General features: G+C 42.1%; 16 protein-coding genes, 1 riboswitch and 1 other annotated feature. Of the genes, 9 read left to right on the top strand and 7 right to left on the bottom strand.

The window, feature by feature from the left end:
• Positions 1-135: 135 nt before the first annotated feature.
• From prsW to NSS67_RS12570, 3 genes are all read right to left on the bottom strand, one after another.
• Entirely contained in the window at positions 136-828 is a 693-nt protein-coding gene (prsW, locus tag NSS67_RS12580; protein WP_339319840.1) for a glutamic-type intramembrane protease PrsW, read from the bottom strand.
• Between the two features lie 150 nt (positions 829-978).
• Positions 979-1,593, bottom strand: coding sequence for a genetic competence negative regulator (locus NSS67_RS12575; protein WP_042190227.1), 615 nt, complete (start codon positions 1,591-1,593; stop codon positions 979-981).
• Between the two features lie 263 nt (positions 1,594-1,856).
• Entirely contained in the window at positions 1,857-2,228 is a 372-nt protein-coding gene (locus NSS67_RS12570; protein ID WP_339319839.1) for a hypothetical protein, read from the bottom strand.
• A 94-nt stretch (positions 2,229-2,322) separates the two neighbouring features.
• Here NSS67_RS12570 and NSS67_RS12565 point away from each other — a divergent pair, with 94 nt between their 5' ends.
• Complete coding sequence (locus tag NSS67_RS12565) at positions 2,323-3,219, top strand: polysaccharide deacetylase family protein (protein WP_339320588.1); 897 nt, start codon at positions 2,323-2,325, stop codon at positions 3,217-3,219.
• Between the two features lie 94 nt (positions 3,220-3,313).
• Here the strand turns inward: NSS67_RS12565 and NSS67_RS12560 are convergent, their stop codons facing one another.
• The 3 genes from NSS67_RS12560 to NSS67_RS12550 are packed head-to-tail and all read right to left on the bottom strand — an operon-like array spanning position 3,314 to position 5,108.
• The gene (locus NSS67_RS12560; RefSeq protein ID WP_339319838.1) at positions 3,314-4,156 is read right to left on the bottom strand and encodes a metallophosphoesterase; all 843 of its coding nucleotides are present in this window, start codon (positions 4,154-4,156) and stop codon (positions 3,314-3,316) included.
• Positions 4,150-4,518 carry a hypothetical protein gene (locus NSS67_RS12555; RefSeq protein WP_339319837.1) on the bottom strand — a complete coding sequence of 123 codons (369 nt, stop codon included), beginning with the start codon at positions 4,516-4,518 and terminating at the stop codon, positions 4,150-4,152. The genes NSS67_RS12560 and NSS67_RS12555 overlap by 7 nt, the downstream gene beginning before the upstream one ends.
• Positions 4,515-5,108, bottom strand: a complete 594-nt coding sequence (locus tag NSS67_RS12550) for a CPBP family intramembrane glutamic endopeptidase (protein ID WP_339319836.1) — start codon at positions 5,106-5,108, stop codon at positions 4,515-4,517. The genes NSS67_RS12555 and NSS67_RS12550 overlap by 4 nt, the downstream gene beginning before the upstream one ends.
• A 115-nt stretch (positions 5,109-5,223) precedes the next feature.
• On the opposite strand from NSS67_RS12550, the gene NSS67_RS12545 reads away from it, so the two are divergent.
• Entirely contained in the window at positions 5,224-6,135 is a 912-nt protein-coding gene (locus NSS67_RS12545) for a hypothetical protein (RefSeq protein WP_339319835.1), read from the top strand.
• Positions 6,136-6,245: 110 nt separating this feature from the next.
• Positions 6,246-6,476: a binding site (T-box leader), on the top strand.
• Between the two features lie 246 nt (positions 6,477-6,722).
• Positions 6,723-8,315, top strand: coding sequence for a phosphoglycerate dehydrogenase (serA, locus tag NSS67_RS12540; protein ID WP_339319834.1), 1,593 nt, complete (start codon positions 6,723-6,725; stop codon positions 8,313-8,315).
• 72 nt (positions 8,316-8,387) lie between these two features.
• Here the strand turns inward: serA and NSS67_RS12535 are convergent, their stop codons facing one another.
• The gene (locus NSS67_RS12535; RefSeq protein WP_339319833.1) at positions 8,388-9,221 is read right to left on the bottom strand and encodes an SDR family NAD(P)-dependent oxidoreductase; all 834 of its coding nucleotides are present in this window, start codon (positions 9,219-9,221) and stop codon (positions 8,388-8,390) included.
• 172 nt (positions 9,222-9,393) lie between these two features.
• On the opposite strand from NSS67_RS12535, the gene NSS67_RS12530 reads away from it, so the two are divergent.
• The 6 genes from NSS67_RS12530 (at position 9,394) to NSS67_RS12505 (ending at position 15,745) form a co-directional block, all read left to right on the top strand.
• Complete coding sequence (locus NSS67_RS12530) at positions 9,394-10,356, top strand: YafY family protein (protein ID WP_339319832.1); 963 nt, start codon at positions 9,394-9,396, stop codon at positions 10,354-10,356.
• Between the two features lie 117 nt (positions 10,357-10,473).
• Positions 10,474-11,724 (top strand): HAMP domain-containing methyl-accepting chemotaxis protein, encoded by a 1,251-nt coding sequence (locus NSS67_RS12525; RefSeq protein ID WP_339319831.1) that lies wholly within the window; start codon positions 10,474-10,476, stop codon positions 11,722-11,724.
• A gap of 189 nt (positions 11,725-11,913) precedes the next feature.
• Positions 11,914-12,009, top strand: a riboswitch (cyclic di-GMP riboswitch).
• Positions 12,010-12,127: 118 nt separating this feature from the next.
• The gene (locus tag NSS67_RS12520) at positions 12,128-13,771 is read left to right on the top strand and encodes a thiamine pyrophosphate-binding protein (protein ID WP_339319830.1); all 1,644 of its coding nucleotides are present in this window, start codon (positions 12,128-12,130) and stop codon (positions 13,769-13,771) included.
• A gap of 9 nt (positions 13,772-13,780) precedes the next feature.
• Positions 13,781-14,149, top strand: a complete 369-nt coding sequence (locus NSS67_RS12515) for a carboxymuconolactone decarboxylase family protein (RefSeq protein WP_339319829.1) — start codon at positions 13,781-13,783, stop codon at positions 14,147-14,149.
• 195 nt (positions 14,150-14,344) lie between these two features.
• On the top strand, positions 14,345-14,695 hold the full coding sequence (locus NSS67_RS12510) for a hypothetical protein (RefSeq protein ID WP_339319828.1): 351 nt from the start codon (positions 14,345-14,347) through the stop codon (positions 14,693-14,695).
• Positions 14,696-14,752: 57 nt separating this feature from the next.
• Entirely contained in the window at positions 14,753-15,745 is a 993-nt protein-coding gene (locus NSS67_RS12505) for a ketoacyl-ACP synthase III (RefSeq protein ID WP_339319827.1), read from the top strand.
• Positions 15,746-15,777: the final 32 nt, after the last annotated feature.

The following is a 15,777-nucleotide window of genomic DNA, read 5'->3' as shown; positions in this document are numbered from 1 at the left end:
TCCCTCTTAATATGTAGGTCTCACCGCACCGTTTGCAAAGTATACGGACTTTTATACGCAAAAAAAGACACCTCTCTCCTCTCTGGAATTCCCCGCTAAGGAACTATCCTTTGAGTATAAGTGTGTCCATCTCGATTATAGGTTAACCTCTTCTTCTCGTTTCAGAAAGCGGAAAGGGGACCGGCTATTAGCTCTATCCACCTTCCCCATCGTTCCATACCATAGAATAGCCATCAAAGGTACAATAAACCATATCCAGTAGGCTGTCGTACTCAAAATAAAGTCATAAATCCCGTGCCACAACCACGGCAACAAGATAGAGATCAACAGAATCCCTTTTGTTTTAGCCCCTTTTGAGAACTTGGCTCTTCCTAAATGATAGCCCATGATTACACCAAACATAGCGTGTCCGGAAACCGGAAGCAGTGCTCTCAGAAACATGGAACCGATTGAAGCATTGCTATACCAAGCGTACATTACATTTTCTATTGTTGCGAAGCCGAGCGAAATCGCTACGGCGTATAGTATCCCATCATATGGCTCGTCAAATTCGGTGTGATTGTAAATCATATGGTAAAGCACAAACCATTTTAGACATTCTTCCACGCCAGCGGATATGAGAAACGACTCCACATAAGGACCGCCATTTAGTCCTAGCATCAGCCCTCTCTGAATGATCATAACAGGAAATACAATCAGGAGGCCTAGAAGGAACACCTTAATGACGATATGAAGCGGTTCTTGATCATACTTGTCTTTCAGATAAAAAAAGGTCAGCAGAGCAAGTCCCGGCGCTACTGCCGACGAAATAACCGATAACACGAGCACCGAATAACCTCCCTATACCCCTAAGCGCCTATTTCTGCTGATTTACAGCAAGGCAGATAACAGTTTTAATTCAAGAATGACCGCCATACCACTAAGAACAAGCTAGGGCTAATCAGGCAAAATGATGCTTAATCAGCCCCATCCTGTTAATTAATCCTGACGCTTAAAATGAGTGCACAATAACTGGACTGCATTCTCCGGCATTACTGTCTTCCCATATTCATCGAGAACAGCTTCTGTAACCGGTGAGGAATCTCCAAACTCAGCTAATACGCCAACAAGGCCTGACAATGCTGTTTCTTCAAATTCCTTAGGATCGAAGTACAGATACCATTTATTGTTATAAGAATACAGTTTCCCCTGAGAAGTAATATTACCAATGAGCACATGAGCCGCTTCAACAAGAACCTCGAAATCGCGGAATGCATATACAATGGAGTCGCTTTGTTCAAGAGTAACTTCCATTTCATAAATCTCTTCTGGCAATTCTTCTTCCCCGGACGCACCGTACTGATGGTGATCATATTTTCCTCGGGTCACTATAACGACCATGCCTTGCGCGGGCAATGCGAAAACTTCTACGGCAAGCGGACCGGTAGCATCAAAACCTAGTTCACTATATGCTTGATCCATCATCTCCGTAAACAGGTCATGAACCTTGGGAACTTCCTGCCACATGTCTTCCTTCTGGATGCCCCGCTCGCTCAGGTCGTCAAAAGTGAGGAAAATCCGTATCTTATCTTGACTTAATCGCTCTATTCTCATGACAGGATCCTCCTTTTGCAAGCTCATTTATTATAATGTATGATGAGTCCCGAGTAATGAGCCAAAAATGGTTACTATGTATGTATGTTATCATTTTGCAGAGATAAATGCACGTAAATAAATATATAAAATCCTCTTAAAGCGTTGCCACTACTGAAGAGCTTATTCTACTACATAAACCATTTTCATGGGCTTGAAAATAAAAAAGAATCATTCTGTGGAATATTTCATCCCCAAAATGATTCTGAAGGAGTTCTTTACGGTTACAATCCCGGTATGGCTGTATGCGTTTCTTTAAGAATCTGTTCCACTTCACTCTTCACTTCAGGATTGTTGCGAATGAAGTCCTTCAGTAATTTAAGATTAGATTCTTTCGATTTTGCCGGCGATTCCGTCTTATGCTCAGAGGTTGCGCTGTTCGAGCCATTACTTTGAGTATTGCTGCTTGAAGCAGCAGTGTTTCCAAACCCTGTCGTAGCCATACCAATTATTTTTTCTTTTGCTTTATCTGCGGCTCCGCTCATGGAACCACCCGATTGCCCCAGCGAAGACATTAATGAATTCCGCTTTTTGGACATAATCATACTAGCTGCGGCGCCCATCAGCACCCCACATAAAAATGACGAAGTATTCATATTCCCAGCCTCCTTGTATGGTAAAATCATGTTTAGTGTTCGCGGAAAGATTCCAGCTCATACAACCTAATAACAAGAAAGCGAGTTGAAAAAAGTGGGTAAAATGACATCAGTGCTCTTACTGGCTACCTTACTGCTAACAGCCTGTGGCAACAGCGGAGGAAACGGTAATACAGCTAAGGAAACAAACACTACAAATAATCAGCCCACAGCGGCAGCTACTCAGAGCGTAGAAACCGAGACACCAACAACTGAAATTACGGCCAGTCCTACACCTCAAACAACTGTGGGTGGAGAAGCCGCCTCTAGTAATACTGCCACTGGGGATAAGTCCTCAGCTGAAGTTCCACTTCTGTACCATATGAACAAAAATTATGATATTGTCCCCAACGAAGAAACAACAAATAAAAAAGTTGTTTTACTTACGTTTGACGATGGCCCCAAAGATGCGGCTATGATTAATCCATTAATGGATATTCTGGACAAGCATCAGGCCAAAGCCATTTTCTTCGTGAACGGGTACCGTGTCAAAGCGCATCCCGAGCTTCTAGAGTTAATTCATAACCGCGGAGGAATTATCGGCAACCATAGCTGGGATCATATTATTCTCAAGGACAAGTCTTACACAGAGGTTAAGAAGCAAATCGAAGACGTTCAGAGCTCTGTCAAGGAGATCATCGGTGAAGCACCTAACTTCTTCCGACCTCCACATGGTGCTGGCGGAGATGTCGGTAAAAAGATTGCCGCTGAGAATGGAATGTTATATATGACCTGGTCCAACGGATCTCTGGATTGGGAGATGAAAGAGAAAGAAACTGGGAAAACGGATAAATTAATCAAAAATGTGACGGACCAGTTGCATTCAGGCAGTAATATTCTGATGCATGAGCTGCCTTGGACCGTCGAAGCATTGGATAAGCTGCTTACTACTCTTGAGGGCAAGGGCTACAGCTTCGTAGATCCTCGCAGCATTGAGCTTAAGATGCGCTAATTCTTAAATAGGACAAATAAAAACAGGTAATCACCTTATTCGAAAGGTGGTTACCTGTTTTTGTCTACCAGTTCAGCTGTACATTGACTTCTTCCTAATGTTGCTCTTTACGAAGGGTTAGTACATGCATTTCAGCAGGACTTCTCCAGCGGATCGGCAGGTGAGAGGTTCCAAACCCTCTGCTGATCAACAGCTTTGCATCCCTTCCGGTCCCATCCCTCCTGGGCCATTGAAACATTCCCGCGTCATATTTATGATAGAAGGTTTCTACATGCCTTTGACCTAAAAAAGGAAGAATAACCTGTCCTCCATGCGTGTGACCTGCCAATATCAGATCAGCCGGCACACTTTTTTGTTTGGACAACCATAATGGATCATGCACAAGAATGATACGACAAGTATCATTAATAGAAGCATGTGTCGTTAATCGTGGTAACAGACGATAAGAAGCGTTGCCACCCTTTTTCGGAAAATCCACTCCAGTTAACCAAAGAGAAACACCCTCACGTTCAAAGCTCACATTTTCATCCAATAATAGCTTTGCACCACTGCCGCGAATAATCTGATCAACCAATGATATATTGGCTCGGTAATCATGATTCCCATGCACAACATAGGTAGGAGCAATAGAGGTGACCAGACTCATATTATCGACCAGTCGATTCAGAGGGCTGTTTTTTTCCGTTAGATCACCGCCTAACAAAACAGCATCTACACTTCCCTTTAACGGAGTCAATAGCGCTGATGGAAGGCGACGGCGATGAATGTCGGTTATAAACAAGATACGAAATCCATCAAACACATCAGGGAGCGACTTCAAAATTATTTCCTCGGTAATAATTTTGTTTTTAAAGGCGTTACTTACCATAATCACTGCAACTATTACCGCGATCAAAACCGCAGCCACGACCAATCCCCATATCCAAAAAATCACCATAATGTTCTCAAAGGCGGCGCCCCTTCAATTCCCCACCAGAGGAGCGCTATCAGCAATATCACAAAAATGAAGATCAGAGAATTCACAAACATTTTGCTAAGACGAACACGTTCTGAAGAATACGTATTCGAACGTGACGGAATAGATTCTTCTTGCTCATTGTTCCCACTGGTAGATCCCTTTACAGAAGCTGCCGTCCGGCGCGCTTTTCTTGATAAAGTTGTTGCTGTTGTCCGTGAATGACTGCTCTTCCTAGGAGTTCCCTCCGATCGCGGATTCACTTTTTTACTTTTGCCAGAAGGTTTGCCTTCGCTACTACGTTTTTTCTGGCGAGACTTCAACCGGCTCAATTCCTCACTCATGATTCCCTCCTGTAGCGGATCACCAGACCAGAGAATAGGTCGATGAAGAAATGACATAGTATAGGTGCCCAAAGGCTTCCTGAATGAATGTATATATATCCAAGACCATAGCTGCTTAAGAATACCCATCCGGTAGGGACGAAATGACGTAAATAACGAACATGAATAAGAGCAAATAAAATACTCGTCCAATAAGGGCCAATGGAATGTTGAATAGCTCCTCTGAACAGAAGCTCTTCACAAATCGATACCATTGCAGCAATTACAACAATATGCCATATGGGCCGATTTCGAAATAAAAGGTCGTTTATTCCCCCGTCATCCATACTTTCTTCAGGTACAATATGAGTCAGTAAATAATCTACTACCAGCATTACAGCGGCCAGTCCAAGGCCCCATGCCACAAAATGTACGCTTTCTGGAAAAATTAATAGCTGAAAAGGGTTTCTTTTCTGAAATAATATCCATATCAAACCGATAATTAATGTAAGCCCCTGAGTAATGTAGAGATTGAGGAGCAGAAGACGGTCTGTTAACTGGCCTGGTTCTACTTTTTTTATCTTAATCTCGCCAAATTTGAATTTTTTCATCGTGACCTGCCTGTTCTTTAATTTTTTCGGGCAGCTCCGAAAGAGAAACCGTCCATAAGGTTGCTATCAATACATAATACATAGGATAATTCCCCCAGAAAAAGGAGCACTTATTATGAGCAAACGTAATTCCCGTACTCAAATGTTATACACACTATTCTTTTTGTTTTTCCTAATTTGCGCCTTCGCCGCATTTTTCACAGGCGTGAAGGTTGGCGCAGATAAAACTGAAGCTAAATATGAAAAACAAAAGAGCAGCAATGGATTTGGATTAGAAGAATTCACAGGCTCTTATCAACAAAAGGATCTTGTTACCTTCTATCATAACGTATTTTTGCCTTATCGGGAATTCAAGCAGAATTGGAACACACAAGTAGACAAGCTAGCACGCAGCACAGATGCCCGTGTGAACGCAGCAGCCATAAAGAATCTTAGCATTCTAGCAGATAAACAATATGAGAGAGTTAACCAGGACTCTATCTTTTCTAACTCTCCTTTGTTACATCAATCACAGCTCAATATACTAAAGAGCCTAACTCTATTCTCCAAAGCTTCTGGTGAAATATCTGCAAGTGCATCTGGTGCAGAAACGGCAAAATTGCTGAAAAATGATCCTTTTACAGTCGGTGCTGTTAAGTTTGGATTGTTAGGACAAAAGAACTTTTATGATTCTATGCTAAAATGGGGCTCTAAGACAAACCAGAAAATCCCTTCTGATGCTGGTGAACTTAAGACCATGTCTTTTGTTCAGTGGAAAAAAATGCCTCTCCTGCAAAAGAACGCATCTATTGCGGATATGATGTTGAATCGCGGAATTTTTTCAGCTTACGATCCTCAGGACATTACAGCAAAAATAGATGATTTGATACATTCTGGTACTGCCAGCTCATTGAATCTTACCGATGTTCAATCCTCAGTAACCCTGCTTATTTCCACAGGTGCTATACAGGTAGAGGATTTTATGAAGTGGCGCGAACAGTACTATAGCAAGGAGACGATTCCACAGCTCCCGTTTTTTTACGAATAGAACCAGTCATTGAATCATAACGAAAAATGAAGTTCACTTCAAGAAAGCCTACTTTCAAAGCCTATTGACACATCTAGATTACCGTGTTACATTATGAAAAAATTAATCAATCAAAAACGATGATGGAACAAAGATTCTGAAAGTCTTCAGAGAGCCGGTGGTTGGTGCAAACCGGTGACAAACAGATGTCTTTAGCGCTCCTGAGATATTGTATCGAACCTTAAAGTAGGTGCAATCGGATCAACTCCGTTACCAGTGTGGCCTTTACAGGCCAATGAGGCTGCTTCTTCCAAGTTGCAGTGAATTAGGGTGGTACCACGAAGATAACTCTCGTCCCTTACTACGGCAGTAGTATGGGGGTCGGGAGTTTTTTTAATTCCTAAATAACCTTTTAATACTATCCTTTTGCCCAAAGTTACCGATTCCGCGGCACTCCTGCAAGCTCCTTCTTTTATGCGACACCGCGTTGATCTACTATTATCACATGTTTTTTCTCTACTAGTTCGTGAATCTTCAGGTATTGTGGATTGCCCAAAAAGGCGTCCTCGACATATAAAGCTTTTCAACTTTAAGGGGGATAAGAAACCATGTTTAAAGTATTAGTATCGGATCCAATCAGTGATTTGGGCATTCAAAAATTGATGGACGCAGAAGATGTAGTTGTTGACAAAAAAACAGGCCTCAGCGAAGACGAACTCATTGCAATTATCGGTGAATACGATGGTTTACTTGTCCGCAGTCAAACTACCGTAACAGACAAAATCATCGAAGCAGGAAAAAACCTAAAAGTAATTGGTCGTGCAGGTGTTGGTGTAGATAATATCAAACTGGATGCTGCAACAAAGCGTGGTATTGTTGTAATCAATGCTCCGGATGGAAATACGATTACGACTTGTGAGCATGCTTTCGCAATGATGATGGCACTGGCCCGTCACATTCCACAAGCTTATGCAAAAACAATCGGTGGAACCTGGGATAGAAAAACATTCGTAGGTGTAGAGCTTCGTGGCAAAACTTTAGGTGTACTGGGAATGGGCAGAATCGGTAGCGAAGTGGCTAAACGTGCCAAAGCTTTCGGTATGGAAATTCTTGCTTTTGATCCTTTCCTAACAGCTGAACGTGCTGAAAAGATGGAAGTTAAATTGGCTTCCGTAGACGATGTTGTTCGCGGAGCAGACTTCATTACTGTGCACACTCCACTTACTCCGGAAACACGCCATATGATTTCTCGCCCGCAATTCGAGGTGATGAAAAAGGGAATGCGCATCATCAACTGTGCCCGTGGTGGTGTAATTGATGAAATGGCATTAGTAGAAGCTATAGATAGCGGTATTGTTGCTGGCGCTGCATTCGACGTATTCGAGAAAGAGCCGCCTCAAGCAGATCATCCTTTCCTGTCTCATCCAAAAATCATCGTGACTCCTCACCTTGGTGCTTCTACAATTGAAGCTCAAGAGAATGTGGCGATCGATGTTTCGGAGCAAGTGCTGCATATTCTGCGTAATGAACCGTTCATTAACGCGGTCAACATTCCTCCAGTGGCTCCAAGTGTAATGAATAAGCTTCAACCTTACTTCACACTTGGAGAAAAGCTGGGCAGCTTTGTTACCCAAATTACGGCTGCAGCTATCCGTGAGATCCATGTTGAGTATGCTGGGGATCTTTCAGATGTCGATACCCAGCCATTAACTCGCTACATCGTAAAGGGTGTGCTCTCCCGCCACTTTGCGGAGGATGTTAATATCGTAAACTCCATGCATTTGGCGAAGACACGTGACGTGAATGTAGTAGTAACTAAAGCTTCCAAAACTAAGGGCTTTACCAACCTGATTACTGTTACACTAAAAGCCGATCGTGACCAAGAGTATCTTGTTGCTGGCACACTGCTACAAGGATATGGAGAACGGATTGTTCAAGTGAATAAGTTCCCAGTTGATATTGCTCCTGAAGGTCATCAAATCTACGTATCCCATAACGACAAGGTAGGGATAATCGGACTTGTAGGTACACTTCTGGGCGAGAACGATGTCAATATCGCTTCCATGCAAGTGGGACGTAAAATTGTTGGGGGCGCTGCAATTATGCTGCTGACCGTTGACAAAGCTGTTCCTAAGCAAGTTCTTGTGAAGCTTGCTGGTATACCAGAGATTAACACTGCTGAAGAAATCATCCTACTTTAGTCTATAATATAGAAGGGCCATTCCAGAATGTACTGGGATGGCCTTTCTTTTATTTATCAATCCTTATTCTTCCTACACTGTGAACGCAGGGATTACCCTTCCATCAAAATCGGTAAATCCATACTTTTCAGCTAACTTTCCAACCAACTGCGGCTCACCGGACATGGACATAATATCCGGATCAGCGGCAAGTGCAGCTACAGCTCGACCAATATATGTCGTCGATTCACTCATTTTCAGCTCCTCGACTTCTTGCCAATGCTCCTCATCTGTATTCATCGCTTCTAGAACCGCTTCTGTTCTCATCCATCCAGGCGAAAGTGGAATAACAGCAATCCCGTCATCCTTCAGCTCCTTCGACAGACCAAAGGCCATACGTAAAAGTGTGTTTTTAGAAAGATCATAATAAAAGTTACCTAAATATTTATATTGATCCCAAAAGGTTGTATGAATAATTAGTCCGCCAGTATTTGCCTTGCGCATTAAGGGAATTGCGTAATAATTTGTGATCAACTGTGCTCTCACACCCGCATCAAACATATTCTCCCAATGCGCTGTAGGTAGCTCCCAAAAAGGCTTCTGCTCGATAGCTAAATCATTGCCTCCCCATACGTTATTAACTAGGATATCGAGTCGCCCCTGCTCTTCAGCGATCTGACGGATCACTGCTTCTGTATCCTGATCCTTCGTATGGTCACATCGTATTACCGCACCAGCTCCTCCACTCTCTTTTATCTCCCTAAGTACGCTATTTATGCTCCCTTTAATATGTTCAGTGGCAGATACATCTGTGGTTCTCCCAGTAATATAGACAAAAGCGCCTCTTCTTGCTAACTCTAAAGCGATCCCTCTGCCAGCACCTCTGCTGCTCCCAGTAACTAGTGCGACTTTCCCTTTCAATGTCATATCCCTCAATCCTTTCAACATGATTTCAGATTTCAGTATTCTGTGATCATTCCCTATAATTTATAATTATAGCTCTTATATATGACATCAACTGACATATATAATATAATTGTGATTTAGAAATAATTAACGGAGATCGACTTAGATTAATACGAGGAGGAATAGAAGACTAATGAGAGCTGACCGTTTGTTATCCATATTGCTTCTGTTGCAAAAGCGTGGAAAAATGACTTCTCGAGAACTAGCTCAAACACTCGAAGTGTCAGAAAGAACTGTGTTTAGAGATATGGAGGCATTGAGTGCATCAGGGATTCCTATTTTATCTGAACGAGGTCGTGAAGGAGGTTGGATGCTTACAGAAGGGTACCGGACCTCCCTAACGGGTATGAAGCCACAAGAGATTGGTTCGCTGCTTCTGTCCGCTGATGCATCAATAATGAAGGATCTGGGGATACAGGATGACTTCTCTTCAGCGGTTCTCAAACTGGAGGCTGCTTCCTCACATCGAACTAGTACCCCCGCAAATTTCTTAAGCCAGCGTATCCATATTGACGGTGCCAGTTGGCATCCTTCTGATGAGACTTATCCGTTCCTTTCTGTACTTCAGGGAGCTTTATGGGAGGACCGTAAAGTAAAAATCACTTATCTCAGAAATGACGAGACTAAGATCCGTTTCATTGAACCTCTTGGACTAGTCGCAAAACGTGGAGTATGGTATGTCGTAGCCAGAAGCGAGGGTGAGCTGCGAACCTTTCGTGTGTCCAGATTAGTTAACGTTGAGGAGACTCAAGAGTGGTTTAATAGACCTGACGATTTTGATTTAAAACAATACTGGGAAGAGTCCACTACTGCCTTTAAAGCAGCGCTGCCAAAGTATCCGGTAAAATTGAGGGTTAAAGCATCTGTCTTAAAAGAATTGCAGCGTGAAAGATTCGTCTCTATCCTTTGGATAGAACCATCTAGCAACAATGAGTGGGTGAACGTAAATGCCGAATTTAATACTATCGAATCTGCCTGCAGGATAATACTCTCCTTTAGCCCCTCAGTTATTGTTCTTGCTCCACAAGAGCTGTTAGAGATGGTAAAGTCTTCTATCGCAACAATTTCCGCTATATACGAGGATTTTTTGACATGAATTTAAAAAAACTCTTTTTAAATGAAGATTTATGTCAGTTCTTACTATAGACCAATGACCTTTAAATCCCATATAATAGCACCAATACATAATATTAATAAGGGGGACATTATACCAATGAACTGGATGCATAAACTTCCGTTAAAACAAAGAATTGTTGCCGGATGTTACCTAGTTGCCGCACTATTTGCCATTCCTGTTTTAGTTACTTTTTTGATCTTAGGCAACATTATTTTGGGTATTGTTCTAGTAGCTGTACTTGCAGCCTTAACTTTACCTGTTGCCCGCTTCATCGAGAGAACGCTTACATCTTCATTTGATGACATCGCGAATGTATCTCATAGTATTTCAAAAGGGGATTTTACTAGTAGAGCCGATGAGAACGGGTCTATGGGGGACGTAAGTCGTTCCTTTAATACTATGATTGACAAACTCAAGAAGATTTTGACAGAAGCTTCGCAAATCACTCGCCAAGTTATGGATGCAAGCCGCGGAATTGAGGATAAGAATCAGAATTTGAAAATAGTCATGGCACAGGTAGCCTCTTCCTCTAACGAGCTAGCGCTTGGTGCAAATGAAATATCTACGGATATCGCTGAGATGACAGAATCTATTAAAGATATTGAGAATAAAGTATCCAATTACACGAACTCAACGAAAGAAATGAACAAACGTTCAATACATACGCTAGAACTAGTTGAACAAGGACGCCAATCCGTTGATACTCAAGCTGAAGGCATGCGTAAAAACATCCAAGCTACTCAAAAAGTAGCTGATACTATCGAGGCCCTTTCTCATAATGCTCGCGGAATTACGATGATCACCAAGACCATCACAGAGATCGCTGAGCAGACCAACCTCTTATCGCTTAATGCGTCCATCGAAGCAGCTCGTGCCGGTGAACATGGTCGAGGATTTGCTGTTGTCGCACAGGAGGTTCGTAAGCTCGCTGAGGAATCCACGGCTTCAACGAAGGAAGTCTTCGGCTTGGTTCGGAGCATCGAAACTGATATTAAACAAGCAATTGACAATATCGCTATCAACGAAGAAGTCGTACAGGTACAGAATGAAATGATCACTCAATCCGCTCATATCTTTGCGCAAATTGTGCAAAGTGTACAGTATATTACCGAGCAGATTTCTTCCTTCTCTGCAGAAAGTGATCTTATGTTGGAAAGTGCCTTGAAAATCTCAAGTGCAATAGAGAATATCTCTGCGATCACTCAGCAAACCGCTGCGGGCACAGAAGAAGTATCAGCCGCTATGAATGAACAGATTAATGCCCTGCAGTCCGTCGCAGAAGAAACCGAGAAAATGACAACGGCGGTATTTAATTTACAGAAGACAATCCATATCTTCAAATTTTAAATAACTGACTATCCTTATCAACATACCCTTTAACTGCCCCTAAGTTTGACTTAGGTGGCGGTTTTTTTCTGTCCATTATTTCAAATGTTAGACAAGATTTTCGTCAAAATTCGAGTTAATTTGCGAGTATATATTGACAAAGGATCTCGAGGAATATATTGTAAAGGAAAATTCTTCTTATAAATTTTAAATTAATATTGGCAAAATCTTCGAAAGAGGATGACGCAAAGCCATGGATCTACAGCCTCATTTTTAATTTGAGGCCATGACTGCCAGGTTGCTGAAAACCAAGACGACTGGACTATTGTTCGGTCTCTATGGCGATTCATGCTTCCAACCTGTGCCCTATTTTTGAGCACAGGTTTTCTATTGTTTTTTATTCAAATAATAATCAACTTGTGAGGTGTACTTTTTGAAGACAGTCGCAGATTACATGTCGGAAGCACTAAGGAAACTTGGTGTTACCCATTCCTTTGGTATTATTGGTAAATCTATTTGTCCAATCGTTCTTAAAATGGTAGATTACGGTATTGAATTTATTCCTGGGCGACACGAAACAAGCTCAGGATTCGAAGCAGCTGGGTATGCGCTAAAAACTGGAAATATAGGTGTAGCTTTTGGTACTTCCGGTCCTGGTGGAACAAACCTGCTTACAGCAGCGGCACATGCGAAGGCTAACAACTTACCTGTCCTATTTATTACCGGACACCAATCCATTAAAGAGCTTGGTATTCCACAATGTCAGGACTCTTCCTCTTATCTAGCTGATTTAGCAGATATGTTTAGACCTGCTACCTTGTTTAGCAAGCTTATTGAACGTGGAGATCACTTTAGCACGATTTTTAATCATGCGATATCCATTGCTCTGAGCGGCAATCGCGGTCCAGTTCATCTTTGTATCCCTTTTGATGTTCAAACAGAATTGCTGGAGGAGTGTAATATTGTGATCCCTGAGCGGGAATCACTGGTTAGCTTCGCGAATATCGACCGGTTCCTTGAAGCTATTAACAACTCAAAGAATCCATTAATTATCGCCGGTAAAGGAGTTAACCGCTCAGGAGCACATAGTGAGCTGATTCAATTAGCGGAAACATTTAATATTCCTGTAGTTACATCTCCAGGTGGTAAAGGGGCTATAGCTTGGGATCATCCACTCTATCACGGTCCAATTGGAGTAGGCGGTTGTACCCATGGGGATGACTTGCTGAATCAAAGTGATCTATTTATCGTTCTCGGCTCACGCCTAAGTGATATGACTATTTGTAATCTTAAACGGGAAAATCATCCGAAAACACTAATTCAATTTGATAGCGATCCGACCTTTGTCGGCAAAATATTGTTCTCTAACACGATCCCAGTCACTGGAGATCTACGTGATAATCTGGTTTGCTATCTCAATCATATCGACACGAACAACATCACAAAACGCGAAGTTGCCACAAATGTCGATTATTCCGAAGAGCTTCCGATTTTACCAGGCCTTTCACTTGCATCGGTCTTGAGTACGATGAGTGATTTGATTCCCTATAACAGTACCGTCTTTGTTGATGATGGAAGCCACGGTTTCCATGCCGCGAAATGGTTCAAGGTTAAGAAACCGGGCAGTTTTGTTTTCGATGCTTACTTTGCTTGTATGGGTAATTCCATCGGTATGGCTATCGGCGCAAAAGTTGCTGCTCCAGAAGAAACTATCTTCTGCATTGCAGGTGATGGTTGCTTTATGATGCTTGGCGCGGAGATTAATACTGCTGTCTGTAAAGATATTCCTGTCATATTCATTGTTGTAAATAATAAGCAGCTAGATATGGCTCTAAAAGGAATGGAAAAAACTACAGGCCGTATTGACGGAACTATCTACGAAGTCCCTATGGACACCGTGAAATTTGCAGAATCACTAGGAGCAACGGGCTACAAGTGTGAGTCAGCAGAAGAATTCGAAACTGCCATCAAGGATGCCGTAGCAATCAACCGTGTTGCCGTCATTGAACTGCTAACAAACCGTGATGAAGTCCCACCGACTGCTCACCGTACTTTGAATCTAAATTAGGAGGTTACTATGAAAGACAATGTTAACAGTGGTCTGAACCACTTCACGAATCTCTCAGGAGACTATGGCGCTAAAGCATTGGCCCCGATTAAAGAACATTTTCCAGACTTGGCTGAATTTATTATGGGTAATGCCTACGGCGATATTTTTCAACGTAATACCATTGAAGCTGATTGGAAGGAAATTGCGGTTATCTCTGCTCTGATTGCGATGGGCCAGTTCGATCAGTTGGGAGTTCATTATGTTATGGCTCTTAGTGTGGGTGTTACTGTAGAACAACTCAAAGGGATTCTATTACACTTAGTACCCGCTATAGGGGCACCTAGAATCATCACGGCTTTTAATATCCTTCTCGAAACGATTGATGAAATAAAATAATTATTCGTTCGACACATTTCGACTTTATTATTGCAAATTCGATATGTATATGCCTATAATAGAGTTAAAATATTCCAATATATACTGTCCATTGTCGAAACATGACTAAATAAACAATTTATATGGATATTCACACGGCTGTAAATTACAGCCAAACTATGATTAGAACAAATCAAACAATGGGAGAGATGTAACGTGGGACAATTTATTTTGAAGACGGACACTACTAAAAAAGTGATCAATATTGAGCTGGAAGGAACATTTTCTGAAGAAGATGGTCTGAAATCCATCCAAGCTTATCAACAAACTATTAATCCTATCAATCCAGTAGACTATGAATTGCAAATCGACTGCAGAAAGCTAAACGTAACTGCACCTGATGTTGTACCTCTTTTGGAAGGTTGCTTCGTAATGTTTAAGAATGATGGGTTTGTAAAAGTAAATCTAACCCTTGAGAATAACCCAATCCTTAAAATGCAGCTAGCTCGTCTTGGACGTAAAGCTGGACTTGATAACATCGAGATCATTTCTAGCGTTACTGCTTAAGTTCTTCAATTATCTTGAATTAAAAAATATACTATAGAGTCTTTCAGGAGGAGTCATATGACCGGAATTCGTATTCAAGACATTGATATCTATCATCCTAGCAATAAAGTTGGTAATGACTTTTTCATTAAGCATTTTGACGAAAAGGGTATCGATATCCGAGGTCTGCTGACCGTATTAGGCCGTGATACACGCTACAGTATTAAGAACGAGGAAGAAAATTCCCTTACGATGGCTTTCGAGGCTGCCAGTAATGTGTTGGAGAAAAACGGTCTCACTGGAGCCGATATCGATCTTATTGCCTATGCGAGTCAAACTCCTGAATATATCTTTCCTACTAACTCTTTAATGATTCACCGTTTAATCAACGGCGCATCCCATACGATCTGCATTGACAGCAATGCTAACTGTGCGGGTATGACTGCTTCGGTTGAACAGGTAAGCCGTCAAATGCAAGCGAATCCTAGAATTAAACGTGCTTTGGTCATCGGGTCCGATCATGTGGCACCACATGCTGACAAGAATGATCCGGTCTACTACGCTAACTTCGGTGATGCAGCTGCGGCTGTCCTTCTTGAGCGTGATGAAAATGCAGTAGGCTTCATTGATTCTATCTATCAAACAGACACATGTGTTTACGGCAACTCCATGTTCCCGGCTGAAGGCTTGGCCAATCTGGGTAGAAAAGGCGTCGCGGCTGGAGAATTCAATGTGAAGTTCATTCCATTTGATGATTCCATTTGTGTAGATGCTGCTTCTGAAGCGATCCGCACCCTTCTATCTGATAACAACATAGCGCCTGAAGCTATTAAAGCAGCCTGTTTCTCACAGCTTTCACTGCCTAATATCGTTGGTGTTTGTGAGAAAGTTGGTATTGATCGTGATGTGGCAGTGTACATAGGGGATGAATTCGGATATACCTCAACTAGCAGCCCATTTATTGCTCTACACAAAGCTATAACTACTGGAAAAATCGAACGCGGTGATAAAGTTCTGTTCTGGACAGTGGGCGCCGGATGGCAAAATGTAGCATTTGTTATTGAATATTAAGAGTTGCAATACAAAAAGCGGCAGGCCAAGGA

Origin of the sequence: Paenibacillus sp. FSL R10-2734, from assembly GCF_037963865.1 — a bacterium.
GTDB lineage: Bacteria > Bacillota > Bacilli > Paenibacillales > Paenibacillaceae > Paenibacillus_AQ.
The sequence above is the reverse complement of the archived record's forward strand: the minus strand, read 5'-3'. Positions and strand labels throughout refer to the sequence as shown.